Consider the following 15719-nt stretch of genomic DNA (forward strand, 5'->3'; position numbering starts at 1 on the left):
CGTCGATCGAACGGGAGTCTTGATCGGGTGACTGCGGCGGTTTCCGCGCGTGAAAGCAGGGCCTCCTGGTACAAGCCTAAACCTCAGGAAAGTGGCAGCGCGTTGACCCGCTCCCGCTCCCGGCAGTACCCCGGTGGCCGGCCGAACCAGTGGCGCACCACGCGGGGCCGCCGCCGGGGATGAGTGGATGCGCTGGACTCCACCGCGCGCCCGTGCACGGAGGGGAGCGGAGACCACGGTGGTGCGAATACGGCTGGCTCGTGCTGGGGCTGCCTTGGCAGGAGAAGACCCAGGACGGCTGGGGCGAGTGCGTCCTGGCCATCGCCCGCAGATGATCCCCCACAGCCTTGTCAGCAAGGAAGCCGGCATCGCGCTCGACTTCGCCAGGAGCCTGGCCCGCGACCCGGGCGACGGGCCCGGCAAGGCCGTCTTCTTCTCCGACGTCACCCTCTGGCCATGACGACCGGCGACAGCGACGCCGCTGGAGGGCCGCACGCGCGTCGGAGTACCCCGCGGCCGCCTTCGCGGGCAGCTGCGCGTCGCTCCCGCCCACCAGGCGTGGGTGGGGCGTCCGTGAGAACCTGCCCCGTCTCGCTGCGTACGCTGCGAGTATCGAGGTGTTTTCGAGGAAGAGCTGCGGATGACTGAGAAGGCGTCTGTGCCCGGGCCGCGCCGGGACCTGGCGATGCACAACGACTGGTGGGTGTCGGGCTGGGAGCACGTCCTGCCCCGTCAGGGCTTCCCGCTGACCATGTTGATCGGGACGGCGTGCCAGCCCGGTTTCACCGGCTCCCTGGACGACCTCCTGCGGGAGATCTTCGACGGGCACTGGGACATGATCGGCGGCGACCTCGACGGTCCCCTCACCTTCTCCTGGCCCGATGAGGAATGGGACTACGAGGCCGCGCCGGAGGGCCGCGAGGCATGCGAGGCGGCCCGCTGGGAGCAGTTCAGCACCATGCTGACGACAGCCGGCTTCCCGGTGCCCACCAGCGTGCGGGACCTGTCCGAGCTCTACCTGACGTGGGGCCTGGCCCGCCGCGAGGAGACGCCGGACGGCACCCGATGGTCCATGCCCGCCGTGCTGCCGCTGCCCGGCGACCTGCTGCCTCTGGACCCCGAACTTGATGGGCGTCGTGTGTTGTTCATTGGGTGTGCGTCATAGGTTTTCACTGGTGTTGGGCTGGGGTGATGCCGGTGTCAGGGTGTCGTTTTGCTGGTGAAGGCTGGTGTCGTTCGGTGGGTGGGTGGCTTGTCGCTCCTGTGGGTGGGTGTGGCGAAACGCCGGGTGGGGCCGTGTCGTGTCTGGCTACGCTCGGTGGATGCCGTCGTTTGCGGGTGATCTGCGTCATGAGCGTCTTGTTGGTGTCTTGGTGCCGTTGTTGCGTCGGTCGTGTCCGCCGGGCGGTGGCGGGTTCGGAGGGTCGTACGAGCTCCGGCTCGATGTCGATGAGGCGGAGGAGCTGGGCGGGGTCGCTCTGATTCGCTCGGCGATGCGTAAGGCCGGCCGGTCCCTGGGGTGGGTGAAGCTGCAGACGTTCGGTGGTTGCTTCCCGCAGGTTGCTGTGGCGGGTGTGGTGGACCGGCGGGAGGTTCCTGCAGAGTTTGCCGCTGCGGTTCAGGAGTATGAGCTGCAGCGGGGGAGGGCCGCGGCGGAGGTGATCGGGCGGACGTGGCAGGACGGGAAGCCGCGTGCGGTCCCGGGTTCTGTTTTCGTGGTGGCACAGGAGTTCCGTGCTGCGTATGCCGAGGGTGTGGTCGGGTGAAGCGCGAGCGGGCGACGCGGCTGCTGGCGGACATGATCACGCGGCTTGAGGATGGTGGTTGGCCGCTGGGCCTGGTTGACGAGGTGTACGTCTTCGGGTCGTACGCGCGCGGGGCGCTGGAGCCAAACGATGTCGATGTCGTCATTGAGCACGGCACGGACAAGCGTTGGCTGGGCGAGTCGCTGGATGCATCGATCAACGGGCGTGACTCGTACGGGGGGATGAGGCAGGCCCTGCGGGGCTGGACCCGGGGGATTTCCTTCCAGTTCCGTGGTCGTAGCAGCCTGCTGGACGAGGGCTTCGAGCTGTTCTTGCTCTGGCGGAAGGGTGAGCCGTTCTCCCTGGCTCGCGAGCGTCTTGCCTCCTTGACCGCGGACCCGGAAGCCGGGCCGGCGCCCAGGGACCACATGCTCGCAGAGCTTGAGGGGCTGGAGAGCTTGGTGCCGCGCCCGGCGCGGATTGAGCTGTTCGGCCGGCACGTGAAGGACAAGATCAGCATCACGCCGCTGAGGCTGTTGGACGGAGACATCGAGGACCCTGAAGCCGTCCGGCACGTACGGCGGCGATGGGTGGAGACGAGCCGGTTCGCCGGGCGGCGACGTGCGCTCTGGTCGCGTTGGAGCAACGGGGCGTTGACCTCGGAGAAGTCACATTGCACGGTCAGCGGCTGTTTGGCCGGGACCAGCCAGCTGAACGCTGTTTCGTCGATCTGGGATGGAACGGCTTCGGATCTATGGGGCGTCTCCTGGACAGCGGAGTGACCTGGCTGGAAGTGCTGCGCCCCCATCGGACCAAGCCCATGGACGCACTGCTCATCGAGCCGACGCCTCGCACGTAACCGGAAACGCCCATAACCGTGCCCCGGCGCCCCATGGGGGATCGGGGGGCCTGCTTCATCCGTTCGTGTGTGCCTGATCGGCGTGTCGGGATGGATGAGGCCAAGGCGGACAGCCACCACCTGTACGAGGTGCAGCCGGGGGTGAGGAGTGTCCGATCGGGTTCCTGGTGGCGAGGACATGCTGCGGCGGTGGCCGGCTGGCGGGCGTGAGGGCGCGGTGGCGCGTTTGATGGCCCTTGATTCCCGGGGCGAGTTGGCCACCGAGCACGCGCGGGCGGTCGCTGGGTCTCTTGGTGTGTCACTGCGGACGGTGTGGAACTGGGTGGCGGTGGCCCGGCGCGAGGGGCGGCTGTCCGCACGGACTCCGTCACGGGCCGGTGTGACGCCAGATGTGCGTGTCCGTCTGGCGGTGTGGGGTGGGAACGTGTCAGCGGTTCACCGCGAGCTGCTTGCGGAAGCGGCTGCGGCTGGTGACCCGGGCTCGGTGCCTTCTCTTCGGACCCTGCAACGCGCGGTACGCCGGGACTTGTCGGCGGGGGAGCGGGCCGGGCTGAAGGGCGGTGAAGCAGCGCGCCGCCGCTATGACGTCTATGGCAAACGGCCGCCCACGCACCGCAACGCCTGCTGGGAGGGTGATCACAAACGTATCCCGGTCCGCGTCGCCCTGGACGGGGCTGCGGTGTGTCCGTGGGTGACGTGGTTCATCGATGTGGCGTCGAAGGTGATCGTGGGGGTGGCGGTCACACCGCACCAACCGGCTCGGGACGCCGTCCTGGCCGCGCTGCGTTCGGGGATCAGCCGAGCCACCCCGTACGGACCGTACGGCGGCCTGCCGGGCCGGGTTCGGGTGGACCGAGGGAAGGACTTCCTATCGGGGGCGGTTGCGAAGGCGCTGGGCGGCTTCGCGGTACCCGTTCACGACCTGCCGGCCTACAAGCCGTACCGGAAGGGCACCGTGGAGGCTTTGAACAGCGCGGTGGAGCAGATGCTGTTGGTCTCGCTGCCGGGCTACACGCGGCGTGCCCGCCCTGCGCAGGCATACCGGCCGGATCCGGTGGAGGATCTGCTGTCCTACCCGGACTTCGTCAAGGTCCTGCTGGACTGGGTGGCCTGGTGGAACACCGAGCACCACCCGGCGGGCGTCCCGGACGGGATGACCCCGCGCGAGGCGTGGGAGGCGGATCCGACACCGATCGAGGACGTGCCTGAGGAGCAGTTGGCGTTCTTCGCGATGGAGGACGACGGCCGTATCCGGAAGATCACCACGAACGGGGTCGCGTGGCGGCGCCGCGCCTACATCGCGGACTGGATGGCCGGCCATGTCGGCACCAGGGTACGGCTGCGTTACCTCCCGCACTTCGACGGAAGGATCGAGGTTTTCACCGTCGGCGGGCCTGTCCGGCACCTGGGCAGCGCCTACTTCGCCGAAGCCGCGACACCGGCCCAGCGCCGCGCCCTGTCCAAGGTCCGCGAGAGCAAGGCCCGCGCGCTGAAAGCGGACCTGAGAGCAGCGGAGAAGCTGAGCCGGACCCGCTACACCGCGACGACCACCCGGGCGCGCCCCGTCCGCGGCGTTCGGTCACCGGGCAGCAGGCCCAGGAGGAGATCAGCCGGGCCCGGGCGGTGGACCTGGCAGCACGCGCGCTGCCGGACTTGATCCCCCCACGCGAGCCTCCGCCGGGCTGGGCCCGCCCTCGTCCTCACCGGGACACCACCGTGCCGTCCGAGATAGCCCCGGCCGATACAGCAGCGTCGGACGACCACACCGGCACTGAGCCCGCACCGGACAGCAAGGAGTAACCATCATGCCCACCTCACCCCGCAGGGGCCGTCTGCCCGCGGAGCGGGAGGACCACTTCATGCGCCTGCCGGGCGCCCAGGTCGTCTCCACCCGCGCCCTGCTCACCGCCCGGGAGAACATCCGGGCCGCGATCGAAGCCAAGGCGATGATCTGCATCTACGGGCAGGCCGGCAACGGCAAGTCCTTCGCGGTCAACGCCTGTCTGCGCGAGCTCGCGCCGAAGCTGACGCGCCGGATCCAATTCCGGGCCCGGCCCTCCACCCGCGACCTCCGGCACGAGCTGTTCCATGCCCTCGGCCTGCAGGGCCGTCCGCCGACGCAGCCGATCGAGTTCGACCGGATGCTGCGCGGTGCCCTGGAGGAACCGCATGTCCTGGTCTGCGATGAAGCCCAGTGGCTGTCGAAACTCTGTTTCGAGTACCTGCGCTACCTGTGGGACGACTCCGATTCCGACCTCGCCATCGTCTTCACCGGCGGGAACGGCTGCTTCGAGATGCTGCAGAGTGAGCCGATGCTGGAGTCTCGCGTCTACGCGTGGCAGGAGATCGACCGCATGCCGCTGGACGAGGTCTTGGCCGTTGTCCCGGCCTTCCACCCCGCCTGGACGGACGCGGACCCTGAACTGATCGCCTTGTGCGATCGGGAAGCGGCCCACGGCAACTTCCGGGCCTGGGCGAAGATCACCCACCATCTCACTGTGGGGATGAAGGCGACTGGACGCGCACGTGTGGATGAGGAACTGCTGCGCTGGGCCTACAGCAAACTGAGCCACTGCCGGGCGGCCTGATGCTGGACTGCCCGAATCCGCCTCCGGTCACGGTGATCATTGACCCATACGACGACGTGGTCCACACCCGGGCGGCCCTTGCCTCCCACGCTCCACATCACGGGCGCCTCACCGTCCACCCCACTCCAGGCGTGGACGCCGCCCTCGCGCTCGCCTACGACGTTCTCGCCGCCCTGGGCAAGCCCGTCCCCCTGGCCGGCTACCGACCGACCGATCCGGCCCCGGCCTGGTCGATCGCCGCCGCCTGGATCCTCGCCACCCCCATCACCCACCTGACCCTGCTGCGCGCCCACCTTCTTACCCCGCACCGCTTCAAAGACCTCCTTACCCTGCGCCGGCGCACCGGCATCCGCCTGATCCTTGTCTGCCACCGCCGGGACCTGAGGGCCTTCCTGGAGCACGAACTACAGCAGGTGGAACACAGCATCGCCGAGGCCTCAGCCCTGCTGCCCGAGAGCGAACCGGCCACCGCGCAGCCGCGGCCGCTCCCCACAGCGCGGCCCCTGGCGAACCGATGGATCAGCCTGCCTGCCCTGACCACCCTCAAAGCCCTCGACGAGACCACGGGCCCGTGCCGGTGCGCCGCAGCGATGGCAACAGCCCGGGACTTCTTCCCGCCGGTCATACCGCCGGTCACCGAAGCGGAGGTCGCCTGGCGGCTCCACCGTGCATCAGCACACCCACACCTGGTAGCCCAGCTCGCCACGGCCGCGTTCACCGCGGCTTCCACCACCCAGCTCGATACCGCGCGTGTTCAGGACCTGGGCCCGGACGGTACGACCATCACGCTCCACGACCATGGCCTCCGCCAGGGCTGCATGACCCACCCGGTTCCCGACTGGGCCCGCCCCCTGCTGAGGGCTGCCGCACTCGCCTGGAGCATCGAAGCCGGCACCAATGGACCCCTGTTCAGCGACCCGCTGGGCAGTACAGAACTGCCATCCCTGACAGACTTCGCCGAGAGCTGCAAACTGCGCCCACCCCAGCCACCCCGCCCCAAGCGGCGCCGAACCAGGCGCGGACCGGCCCCACGCCCGAAGGAACCCACGAAGACCATCTGGCCCGTGTGTGCCGCGCACTACCGGCTCTCCTGGGCCAGCGGCCTGCCTGACCTGATGCGAGGCTGCCCGCACCCGCCGCCGCACACCCAAAAGACCATCGACCGGAGGAAGAAGGGATGGCTGCCACCCGACTACGGGCTGCGCGAACTCCGCGACCCGCGCTGAGAAGCGGTGAACCGTCCGAACCATCTGCGACCTGCGGCGGGCTCCCCGCGGACACCAGGACGTATGTGCTGCTGACGCGCAAGATGTTCGAACCAGGCTGGATCGCGTGGGGGTATGGCCGTAGAAGCTCCGTCCTCCACCAGTTCCGCGTCGGGACGGTCATGATCCTCGAAGAGCCAGACGAATCGGGCGAAACGACTGCGGGGGCGAGTTCACCGGCGGACGGCGGGAGGCAACCCAGGCGACGGACTGGGGCACCCTGAGGGATTACCCACCCGCACCTCTGCGACGACTGCAAGCACCAGGCCCATGCCGCCGCATGGCAGAACCCATCCACAACGAGCACCAGGAGCAGCGGGACCAGGCCGTGCCCGAGCAGAAGGCCGACGGCACCTGGCTCTCAGCTTCCGTACCTGAAGTGGCCGGACTCGCGCTGGCGAAGGCTGGCCCGGGCGCTTGGCGACCGAGCCGGTGTCACGATTCTGGTATCGCCTATGTGCCCAGAGCCACACGCATGCGAAGATCGCTCCCAGCTCGGCAGGAGGGGCGGAGGGGCTATGGCGACCAAGGATGATCAGTTCGAAGCGTCTGCTTCAGCGCTTGGTTATCTCTACCAGTTCGCCAAGGCGCTGCAGCTCTGCATCGAGCAGTGGGTGGGCGGACTGGAGTGGAGTGTTGCTGTTGAGGCCGCCGACGACATCGAGAAGCATGCCGGGTCGCTGACAGAGCTACTTCAGCTCAAGCAACGAGCAGATGGCACGCGGCTGACTGACTCGGCCCCCGATCTGTGGAAGACGCTTCGGATCTGGTGCGAGGCAGCTACGGCCGGGCGGATCGACCTCGCTGAAACGAACCTCTTCCTGATGACGACGGCCGCGCTTCCGCCAGGCAGTGCCGGCTATCACCTGCAGCCCAAAGCCAGCGGACATCGTGACGAAGGCAAGGCCCTCACCTTGCTGCGGGCGGCCCGTGAAACATCCTCGAGCGACAAGCTGCAGAAGGCATTTGCGGCTTTCGACGGGCTGGAAGCCGATGGGGCTGTAGGGCACAGCGCCCTGCTTGCCCGGATCGACGTCATCGGTGACGCTCCGCGGATCGACGAGGTCCGCGAGACGATGCTCGGCCATGCGGCCCTTGTGGTGGGGCACGATCTAGCCAAGTCCTTCCTCACCCGCCTCGAGGGATGGTTTTACGACCGGGTGATCGAGCAAATGCGCACACCTGGCGGCGCGCCCATCACCGGAGAGGAGTTCGACCAAATCTTCAGCGATCTGCGCCACCAGTTCGGCCCCAACAATCTGCCCATCGACCCCGATATCGCCGACCTGAACCCTGAGCCTGCCGAGTCTGCAGACAAGATGTTCGTCCGCCAGCTCGACCTGATCGGCGTCGGATCCGAACGCATCCGTCTCGCCGTGCGGGACTACGTACGGGCATTCAACCAACGATCGCGCTGGTCGGAGGAGAAGCTGCTCCGAGTAGGAGAGCTCGGCAGATACGAGCGCAGGCTGGTTGAGGAGTGGCAGGCGCGCTTCGCGGACATGCGGGAGGACCTCGGGGACGAAGCAACCGAGGAGGAGATGAAGCGTGAGGCCAAACTGATCTATCGCTGGGTTGACCGGGAGGCCCGCGCCCAGATCCGCACCGGGCTTGAAGAGGTGTTCATCCCCAAGGGGTCGTACCACATGCTTGCCGACGAACTGCGGGTCGGCTGGCATCCGGACTTCACTGCCCGGCTGATGGCTCTCCTTGAGCCGACCGGAGCACGCTGATGGCGGCAGTCGAACTGAGCCGCGAGGAGCGGGCCCTGTACAACCCGGCGTTCACAGCGGTGCTGTGTACCCGGGCAGTCCAGGGCTATGACAAGGAGTACGCGGCTCCGTGCCCGTTGCCGGTGGCCGTGACAGCTGCTGTTATGGCCTTGCAACCGTCCATCCGGGCGGTCCTGCCGGCCACCACGGGAACCGGTCTGATGGGGTGGCTGGACGAGAACGCCGCCGTGCGAGTTGTCATGACACGCAACGCGGCCTCGTTGGCTGCCGTTGTGCGGCCCGGTCTGCTGTTCGCGTTGCAGAGCCGCATCCTGCACTGTCACAGCGGCGGCCTGACTCTCGTTCCCCGCGCACTCACCAAAACGATCAAGGGCGACACGGAACAGAGCGTCGCCATCCAGAAGGCTGCCGTCCAGCTCGGGCGCTGGCTGCCCAGCACCGGAAGCCTCAGTACCGTTCTGACCCTCCTTGGAGTCCAGCCGTGACCTTTCAGATCCGTGCGGTCACCATCTACGGCAAGCAGCCCGGCCAGATGCGCACCGTGCCTTTTGAACCCGGCACTCTAAACATCGTCACCGGCGACTCCCGGCGAGGCAAAAGCGCCCTGCTGACCATCATCGACTACTGCCTCGCCAGCAACGGCTACCCCGTCAAGGCCGGCAAGGTCCGCGACTACGTCAGCGCCTATGCCCTCACCTTGGTCAAGCCCGGCCAGCAGCTGTTCGTCGCCCGCCGCGCACCTGAAGGCAAAGCCGCCGTCAGCACGGTCCTGTGCATCCTCTCGCAAGCCCCCGGCACCCCGCCTCCACCGCTGCAAGAACTGAAGTTCGCTACCCCGCTGGACGCGGCAAAGGACATGCTCAGCGACTTCTGCGGCATCGACCGCACAGTCCGCGTACCGGCCGTTGGCCGAGCCCAGACCATCGCCCCGTCCATCCGCCACGCCCTGTTCTTCTGCCTCCAAGCGCAGAACGAGGTAGCTAACCCCGACCTGCTCTTCCACTCCCAAGGCGAGGAATGGCGCCCCAACACCATCCGCGGTGTCATCCCGTACTTCCTCGGCGCCGTAGACCCAGAGCAGGCACTGCGTCGCAACCGGCTTCGCCTCCTGCGCCGAGACCTCACTGACCTCGAAACCGCGCTCGCCCCCTCACGGAATCTCGACCCCGCCGCCGGCCAGGCCCGCGCTCTGCTCACCGAGGCTGTCGAAGCCCACCTGCTGCCACCACTGACCAATCCAGAGCCATCAGCCGACGAAGTGCTGAGCCTTCTACGCCAGGCCATGAACCACACTGGCCCCCCGCCTGAGCAGGACAGCGACGAGGATCCCCTCAGCGCACTCACCACGCGACGCAACGAGCTACGCGCCCTCCACGGGCAGACCCGTGTAAAGATCGCCGATCTCAAGCGAGCACTTGCCGAGAACACGGACTTCACCACCCAAGCCACCGAGCAGCGTGCCCGTCTGGTCTCCCTCGGCCTGCTCCGCCGAGACCCCGAGACCTCCAATGCCTCGCACTGCCCCGTGTGCGATAGCAGCCTTACCTCCGCCAACGACATAGTCACCGCCCTCACCCGCGACCTCGCACATCTGAACGGTGATCTCCAAGTAATCGGCAGCGACACCCCGGCGATCCAACGCCTGATCAGCCAGGAAGAGGAGCGCCTGCAGGAACTGCGCTCTGCACTCGCCCGGAATCAGGAAGAGATCAACGAAGTCACCGCCGGCATGCGCGCCCTGCAACAAGAACCCGATGATGCGCGCCGCGCCGCCATGGTCCAGGGACGCATCAGCCTCTACCTGGACACCACTGCTCACCGCGCGGTAGCCCCTCAAGTGGAAGACCGGCGAGACGGGCTCCGCCAGCAGATTGCCGACCTTGAAGAACTGCTCAGCGACGACACTCAGGGCGAGCGCCTCGCCAGCTACCTCTCACTGATCAGCCAGAAGATCACCAGTAAGGCCGCAGGGCTCAGCATCGAGCACTCGGACAACCCCATCCGGCTCGACGTCAACCGCCTCACCGTCATCGCCGACAAGGTCAACGGCCCGCTGCCGCTCCCCGAGATGGGCAGCGGAGAGAACCACCTCGGCTACCACGTAGCCGCAATGCTCAGCCTTCATGAGTGGTTCACTGAGCACCGAGCACCAGTGCCTCGTCTTCTGGTGCTCGACCAGCCGTCGCAGGTCTTCTTCCCGCCCGACCACACAGGCGAAGCCATCCTGGGAGCCAACGACCGCCACAAGCTGCTGAACATCTTCCAGACAATCCATCAGACGCTGCGCCTACTGGAAGGCCAGTTCCAGGTCATCGTCATGGAACACGCCGACCTGGACCACCAAGACTTCAGCCCATACGTAACCCAGCGATGGCGCTACGACACCGAACAAGCACTCGTACCTGCCGACTGGATTGAGGAAGAGGCTGACTGAAGCCTGGTCTGCAACCTGATCGTGTCGCGCCGATTGCGGCGTAGGGGCGGCCGGCCTAGCTCACTCGGCGAACAGCGGAACCTGGGGCACGTCGGCGTCCGTGTGCACGCGATGCGGCCGGGCCGGATGCCGCCACCGTCCGGCGCTGTCGCGGGCGACGTCGACTTCCATCACGACATCCGGCTGCACCAGGACGGCATCGAGGGTGCGCTGCGTTCCCCACCTGGCCGAGAACGTCCAGCCCGTCCATGGATGCGCGCCCTGCGGCGGACCAAGCTGGTCGGCCACAGCGCGGCTGGCGGCCCGATGACGAGGGCCAGGTCGCGGCAGCATGTGAAGTTGGCGTGCCGGGCGGGAAGGCTGCGGGCAGCGGCGAGGGCGTGAAAGGCCTGCGCGTACCCGGTGGCCGTCTCGCCGAGGGGTATCGCCTCGCTCACCCCCACTCGGCAGTCGTGCGCTGCGAGGGCGAGGGCGGCTGCCCGCTGGACGCAGCGGGTGATCAATTTCGTCGCGCACCGTTACGGGCTCCTCCGCTGCCGGCCGCGGGGGCCCGGGGGCCCGGTCTCGCAGCGGTAGGCCAGGACGCATGTGTGGGCGGTGAGCGAGGCAGTGGCCCGCATGGTGAAGGCGGTGCACGAGGAGAGCACTGGGACAGGCGTTCTCAGCGTGTAACCGCCGACAGCTCTCCCGGCCGGGGGAGGGCTTCTGCGCGGCCCTGCCGGACCGAACCGTACCGGGTGCGCGGGCGCATCGGTCGACGTTCCGTACGGCTCGGCCTGTTCATCAGTCAGAAACTCCACCGGCACGACCGGACCGTTGCCAGCGCCGGCGCCCTAGCCAGGCTGCTGGGGCAGGTACGGGAAGAGATTCCGCAGGTGGGAACGGGCATGGCGGAGCCACCGGGCCTCGGAGGCGAAGCCGAGCATGGCCTGCATCAACGCCAGGGTGACCAGTTCGGCGTCGGTGAGCTTCGGGACGATCCCCACGGCTGGCCGCCATGGTGCGAGATGGGATGAGCCCTTCAGCAGGTCGCCGATCTTCACTCAAAGTGCGGTCGCGAGGGAGTCCAGCTCTGTCTTCACCCACTGACGTCGGGCTCCCTCGCCTCAGCTGTGCAGGCGATCTGCAAGTTCCCCTCAGCGGCCGGGGCTGCGCCCGAGCGTCGGGTGCGAGGCTCACAGACCGAGCGGCACCGGTGTGGCCGGAACGCCTTCGGCGATCAGCGCCGTCAACGGTGTGGCGAGGTCGCGGGGTGAGAACAGTTCAGAACCGTGGTAGTCCGCGATATCTCGAAGGCGCCACCAGCGGAAGCCATCGATGTTCTCAGCGGCGAGTTCGTCGTCGGACATCGCTCCGCGTGGAGGGAACGATGCGGTGCGGACAAGGAAATAGTCGTTGACCACCCCGTCGTAGCCTGCCGCGTGTCCGGGGGCGACGACCTGCTGGTGCCACACACATCTGGCGGGTCCGCATCGACGGCCAGCCCTACCTCTTCGTGCAAGCGTGGCAAGCGGCGTCTCGCCGCGCTCGATACCGCCACCGGGAGCCGCCCACACAACCACCGTGCCGGTCGGCCCGGGAATGGCGAAGCGGCACAGCAGGATGCGGTCGCCCTCATCGAGGATGACCCCACGGACTGAGTGACGCAGGTTCACCGAGGACATCCCGGCAGGCTATCCAACTACTGACGACCTGCACGACCCCTTGGAATCGATCATCTAGGCGGCGGTCACGACCACCGGGCGCAGGGCGGGCGAGGTGTCAGCGACCAGCATCAAGCTGCCGGAGGCATCGCCCTCTACACCTCCAGCGGCTACCAGTCCTGCGCCAAGGTCGGCCCTACCGTTTCGACGAGATCAGCCGCTGCTACGCAAAAGACTGGGCAGCCGCTCCCAGCATCCCAACGGACCTGCTGCATACACCGTAGGGACGAGATCTCGCGTCTCGCTGAGGTCGAGCAGGCCGCCCGTGGGGAGAAGCATGTGCTCGGGCGGCCCAGGGGCCCGGCGGTGAGCCCGTGTCGCTTTCCTGTAAGCCCCCTGCGAATGGTTGGGCCCCCTCTAAGGCCCCCGGTACCGGCCTGCAGGGGGCAGTCCGGGGCTCCAGTTCCTACGCGCACTCCAGTGCGATGCGGCAGGCTCCGGGACAGGGAGGGACCCCGGGCCGTACGCAGCGCCCGGGGCCCGTCCGGCAGCGTCAGGATGTGGCCCATTCGAGTCCGAGGGCGGCCAGCGCCTGGAGTTTGTCCGTGGTGAGCTTGGCGCGCCGGCTTTTCTGGTTCATGATCCACACCCCGAGTTTGACCTCGGTGCCGTCCTCCAGCTGCTCTACGTGGGTCCGGGAGACCGCCACAGAGCCCGTGCGGGCCTTGTACTGGGCCAGGGCTGCAACACCCCGCTCGAACGCCCCGGGGCCGCCTCTGGACGGCTTCGCAGGCGCTTCCTGCTCCGGGGGCAGTGGTACGACGCCGAGCTGCTCCAGGCGTTCGCGCTGCCCGTCCATCAGGGCCTGCCAGGCGGCGTGCTGGCGCTGCTTGGCCAGCCATCGTCCGACGTCCATCCCATGCACAGTGATCCCCGGCGCCAGGTCGGTCAGTCCGGCCTCCTCGCGTAGCAGCTCGCGTACGGCGGCGTAGTGGCGTTGCCAGTCCGCCGGCCACGCCGGGTTCCAGTCCTCGTCCACCTCGCGCAGCGCCTGCTCCCACTCAGGGTGCCCGTCCAGGGCACCGGGGCGCCGCATGTTCGATACCCACTGTCCCAATGGCCGGTCGAGCATCGTTGCGGTCCGCGGGGCACAGAGGGTCCAGTGTTCGTCGTAGTACGCTCGCGCGGCTTCCAGGTTCTCCTGGAACCGCTCGTCGGCCAGGCTCCAGACCATGCCGAGCTTCTCCAGCCGGCGCGCCCGGACCCCGGTCATCTGCCCGGCCCCATAGGCCCGTCGCTGTTCTGCCACCCATTGCCCAAGGGGAGTCGCTCCCTCCCGGTGTCCATACGGCACCCGGGCATGCCCCTCGCGCTCGACGTACGCCTTGAGCTTTGCCCAGCCGCGTGCCCAGTCCTGGCGTTCGGTGTCGATCACGTTGAAGGACACCCACTCTGCGACCATCACCGGGTCGCGAGGGGCCGCAAACCGCAGCAGCAGGCGGGATTCCTTTTCGCCTTCCTCCGGCTCCGTACCGATATTCACGGAAGGCTGAACGACGTCTTTCTGAGGTTCCTGCGGGATCGCGAGCAATTCAACGGCCTCTTCATCATGCGCCCGCAGACCCTCAAGAACCTTCACCAAAGGCCGGTAGGAGGCAGAGGTGAACATGTCCTCCGGCTGCTCACCAGGCTGCAGAAAGACCGGGACGATCAAAGAGGCCAGTTTCCCCTCCCCGGGCTTCTGCCGCAGGGCCCGGCCGATCGCCTGCACGATGTCATGCGGAGCACCCTTGGGGTCCAGGAGCGCCACAGAGTCCACTGCCCGGATGTCAACGCCTTCGCCCAGCACCCGGCAGTTCGACAGCACGGCTCGTCGTGCGGTGGTGCCGAAGGAGCCGAGGACTTCCCGGCGCTGCTCGGCAGCATGCTCGCCGCACAGCCAGTCCGCCCAGACCCGTGCCGGGTAGGTCTCCGGCTCGTTGGCGTGCAGCTTCGCCGCTACCCGCGGCAGACCCTCGGCATACGCCTGCGCCTCGATGGTCCGGTGGTGAAAGGTGATGCAGGTGTTCAGCCGGTGCTCCGCCATGGTCCGCAGCAACGCCGCGTGCAGCGCCCCGAGCCGCTCCCCGCGCACCTGCTCACCGTGTCGTTCCTCGCCCCTCAGCCGCTCGGGGGTGACCTCGGGGTCCTGGAGCTCCATCACGATGATCTGATACCGGGCAAGCAGACCACGGGCCACCGCCGACGCGAGCGACAGCTTGTAGAGCACCGGCCCGAACACAGCCTCATCGTCCATCGAGGCCGCCATCTCCGCCGGCAGCGCATCCCGCACCCCCTCGGCCACCTCCCAGTGCGGCGGCCGCTCCTGCCAGATCCGCGGCGTCGCCGTCAGATACAGCCGACGCGCCGCCGGAATGATCCCCTGATCGTGGACGTCCGCCCACGCCTTCCCCATCGACCCCGACGTCCGGTGCGCCTCATCCACGATCACGAGGTCGAGTGGATCAAGACGTTGGCCGTAGACGCCCTCGAACGCCTCCGCCAGCACCGGCAGGGACGCGTAGGTGGCGTAGATGGTGACCGGCCCCGTCGCGTGCCACATGGCCAGCCGCACCGGGTTGGTGGTGCAGCGCACCTTCAGGTTCCACAGGTCCGGGTCGTCCTGGAGAGAGCAGACGGCCACCGCCGGCCCGCGGTGCCCGACCCGGTGCCACTCCTTGACCGTCTGCGCCAGAAGATCCAGCGTCGGCACCAGAACCAGGGTCCGGCCCCTCGGCAGCATCTCCCGGGCCGCGAAAGCCGCCGTGATCGTCTTGCCGGTCCCGCACGCCGAAATCACCTGCCCCCGCAGCCCGTTAACCGGGATACCTCCGGGCGGCACGTCAAGGCCCCGCTTGATCGCGTCGACGGTTTCGATCTGGTGCGGGCGTAGATCGCTGCGCTTCATGACCACAGGGAAAGGCTCCTTCGCGAATGTGGCGAGCAATCAGAAAGGGAAGTCCCGAGGCGGTGAAGACAGCCTAGGGGGTGGTGATGTCTGCTCCCATAGCCTACACATGGCAGGTCATGATGCACTGAGCCCTGTGGCAGGTTCGTCTGTCAGGATGATGAATGGTCAATTCGCGCCCACGCCGGTGTGTTGGGGTGTATACTGACGGGTATTGCCGGGCTTGACTGGGCAGGTTTGGGTGCCGGGGGTGGGGTTCGGGTGGAGCGCAGCGGAGCCCGTCACTGCGGGAGGTCTGGTGTCCTGTGGGGTCGACGGTCTGTCAGTCTTGTGGCGGGGGTGGTGGCTGGGTTCCCAGACGCTACACGGGCCCGCAGGTGATGCACCCTCCCCTTGCTGCCAGCCTAGATTCCCCGCAAGCGGGGAATCCTTCAATTCGCGCTTGCGCGAATTGACATGCTTTTAGAATTCCGTTTACGGAATTCAATTCCCTCGCTTGCGAGGG

13 protein-coding genes and 1 pseudogene are annotated in these 15719 nt (G+C 67.7%); 10 read left to right on the plus strand and 4 right to left on the minus strand.

Features of this window, described 5'->3' with window-relative positions:
- The first annotated feature begins 331 nt into the window (after positions 1 to 331).
- The 10 genes from V7793_RS20005 to V7793_RS20050 all read left to right on the plus strand — a co-directional run bounded on the left by V7793_RS20005 (position 332) and on the right by V7793_RS20050 (position 10624).
- The gene (locus V7793_RS20005) at positions 332 to 460 is read left to right on the plus strand and encodes a hypothetical protein (protein ID WP_336008422.1); all 129 of its coding nucleotides are present in this window, start codon (positions 332 to 334) and stop codon (positions 458 to 460) included.
- A 180-nt stretch (positions 461 to 640) separates the two neighbouring features.
- Positions 641 to 1165, plus strand: coding sequence for a DUF6042 family protein (locus V7793_RS20010; protein ID WP_336008424.1), 525 nt, complete (start codon positions 641 to 643; stop codon positions 1163 to 1165).
- A gap of 157 nt (positions 1166 to 1322) precedes the next feature.
- Positions 1323 to 1766 carry a hypothetical protein gene (locus V7793_RS20015; RefSeq protein WP_336008426.1) on the plus strand — a complete coding sequence of 148 codons (444 nt, stop codon included), beginning with the start codon at positions 1323 to 1325 and terminating at the stop codon, positions 1764 to 1766.
- Positions 1763 to 2527, plus strand: a complete 765-nt coding sequence (locus V7793_RS20020; RefSeq protein ID WP_336008428.1) for a nucleotidyltransferase domain-containing protein — start codon at positions 1763 to 1765, stop codon at positions 2525 to 2527. The genes V7793_RS20015 and V7793_RS20020 overlap by 4 nt, the downstream gene beginning before the upstream one ends.
- 225 nt (positions 2528 to 2752) lie before the next feature.
- A complete protein-coding gene (locus V7793_RS20025; RefSeq protein ID WP_336008430.1) occupies positions 2753 to 4261 on the plus strand; it encodes a transposase family protein in 1509 nt (502 codons plus the stop codon).
- 148 nt (positions 4262 to 4409) lie between these two features.
- Positions 4410 to 5192 carry an ATP-binding protein gene (locus tag V7793_RS20030; protein ID WP_336008432.1) on the plus strand — a complete coding sequence of 261 codons (783 nt, stop codon included), beginning with the start codon at positions 4410 to 4412 and terminating at the stop codon, positions 5190 to 5192.
- A 32-nt stretch (positions 5193 to 5224) separates the two neighbouring features.
- Entirely contained in the window at positions 5225 to 6418 is a 1194-nt protein-coding gene (locus V7793_RS20035; RefSeq protein ID WP_336008434.1) for a hypothetical protein, read from the plus strand.
- A gap of 557 nt (positions 6419 to 6975) precedes the next feature.
- Positions 6976 to 8190: an ABC-three component system protein gene (locus tag V7793_RS20040; RefSeq protein WP_336008436.1), complete on the plus strand. Its 1215-nt coding sequence runs from the start codon at positions 6976 to 6978 to the stop codon at positions 8188 to 8190.
- Positions 8190 to 8675 carry a three component ABC system middle component gene (locus V7793_RS20045; RefSeq protein WP_336008438.1) on the plus strand — a complete coding sequence of 162 codons (486 nt, stop codon included), beginning with the start codon at positions 8190 to 8192 and terminating at the stop codon, positions 8673 to 8675. The genes V7793_RS20040 and V7793_RS20045 overlap by 1 nt, the downstream gene beginning before the upstream one ends.
- Positions 8672 to 10624: a DUF3732 domain-containing protein gene (locus V7793_RS20050; RefSeq protein ID WP_336008440.1), complete on the plus strand. Its 1953-nt coding sequence runs from the start codon at positions 8672 to 8674 to the stop codon at positions 10622 to 10624. Before V7793_RS20045 ends, V7793_RS20050 begins: the two co-directional genes overlap by 4 nt.
- A gap of 60 nt (positions 10625 to 10684) precedes the next feature.
- Here V7793_RS20050 and V7793_RS20055 read toward each other — a convergent pair whose 3' ends face one another.
- From V7793_RS20055 to V7793_RS20070, 4 genes and pseudogenes are all read right to left on the minus strand, one after another.
- Entirely contained in the window at positions 10685 to 10912 is a 228-nt protein-coding gene (locus V7793_RS20055; protein ID WP_336008441.1) for a hypothetical protein, read from the minus strand.
- A 548-nt stretch (positions 10913 to 11460) separates the two neighbouring features.
- Positions 11461 to 11667: pseudogene (locus tag V7793_RS20060) on the minus strand (IS982 family transposase); the annotation flags it as partial.
- 132 nt (positions 11668 to 11799) lie between these two features.
- Positions 11800 to 12288 (minus strand): NUDIX domain-containing protein, encoded by a 489-nt coding sequence (locus V7793_RS20065; RefSeq protein ID WP_336008442.1) that lies wholly within the window; start codon positions 12286 to 12288, stop codon positions 11800 to 11802.
- A gap of 532 nt (positions 12289 to 12820) precedes the next feature.
- Positions 12821 to 15214 carry a DEAD/DEAH box helicase gene (locus V7793_RS20070; protein WP_336008444.1) on the minus strand — a complete coding sequence of 798 codons (2394 nt, stop codon included), beginning with the start codon at positions 15212 to 15214 and terminating at the stop codon, positions 12821 to 12823.
- Between the last annotated feature and the right edge of the window lie 505 nt (positions 15215 to 15719).

This window comes from Streptomyces sp. KLMMK, assembly GCF_036961605.1.
Classification (GTDB): Bacteria; Actinomycetota; Actinomycetes; order Streptomycetales; family Streptomycetaceae; genus Streptomyces; species Streptomyces telluris.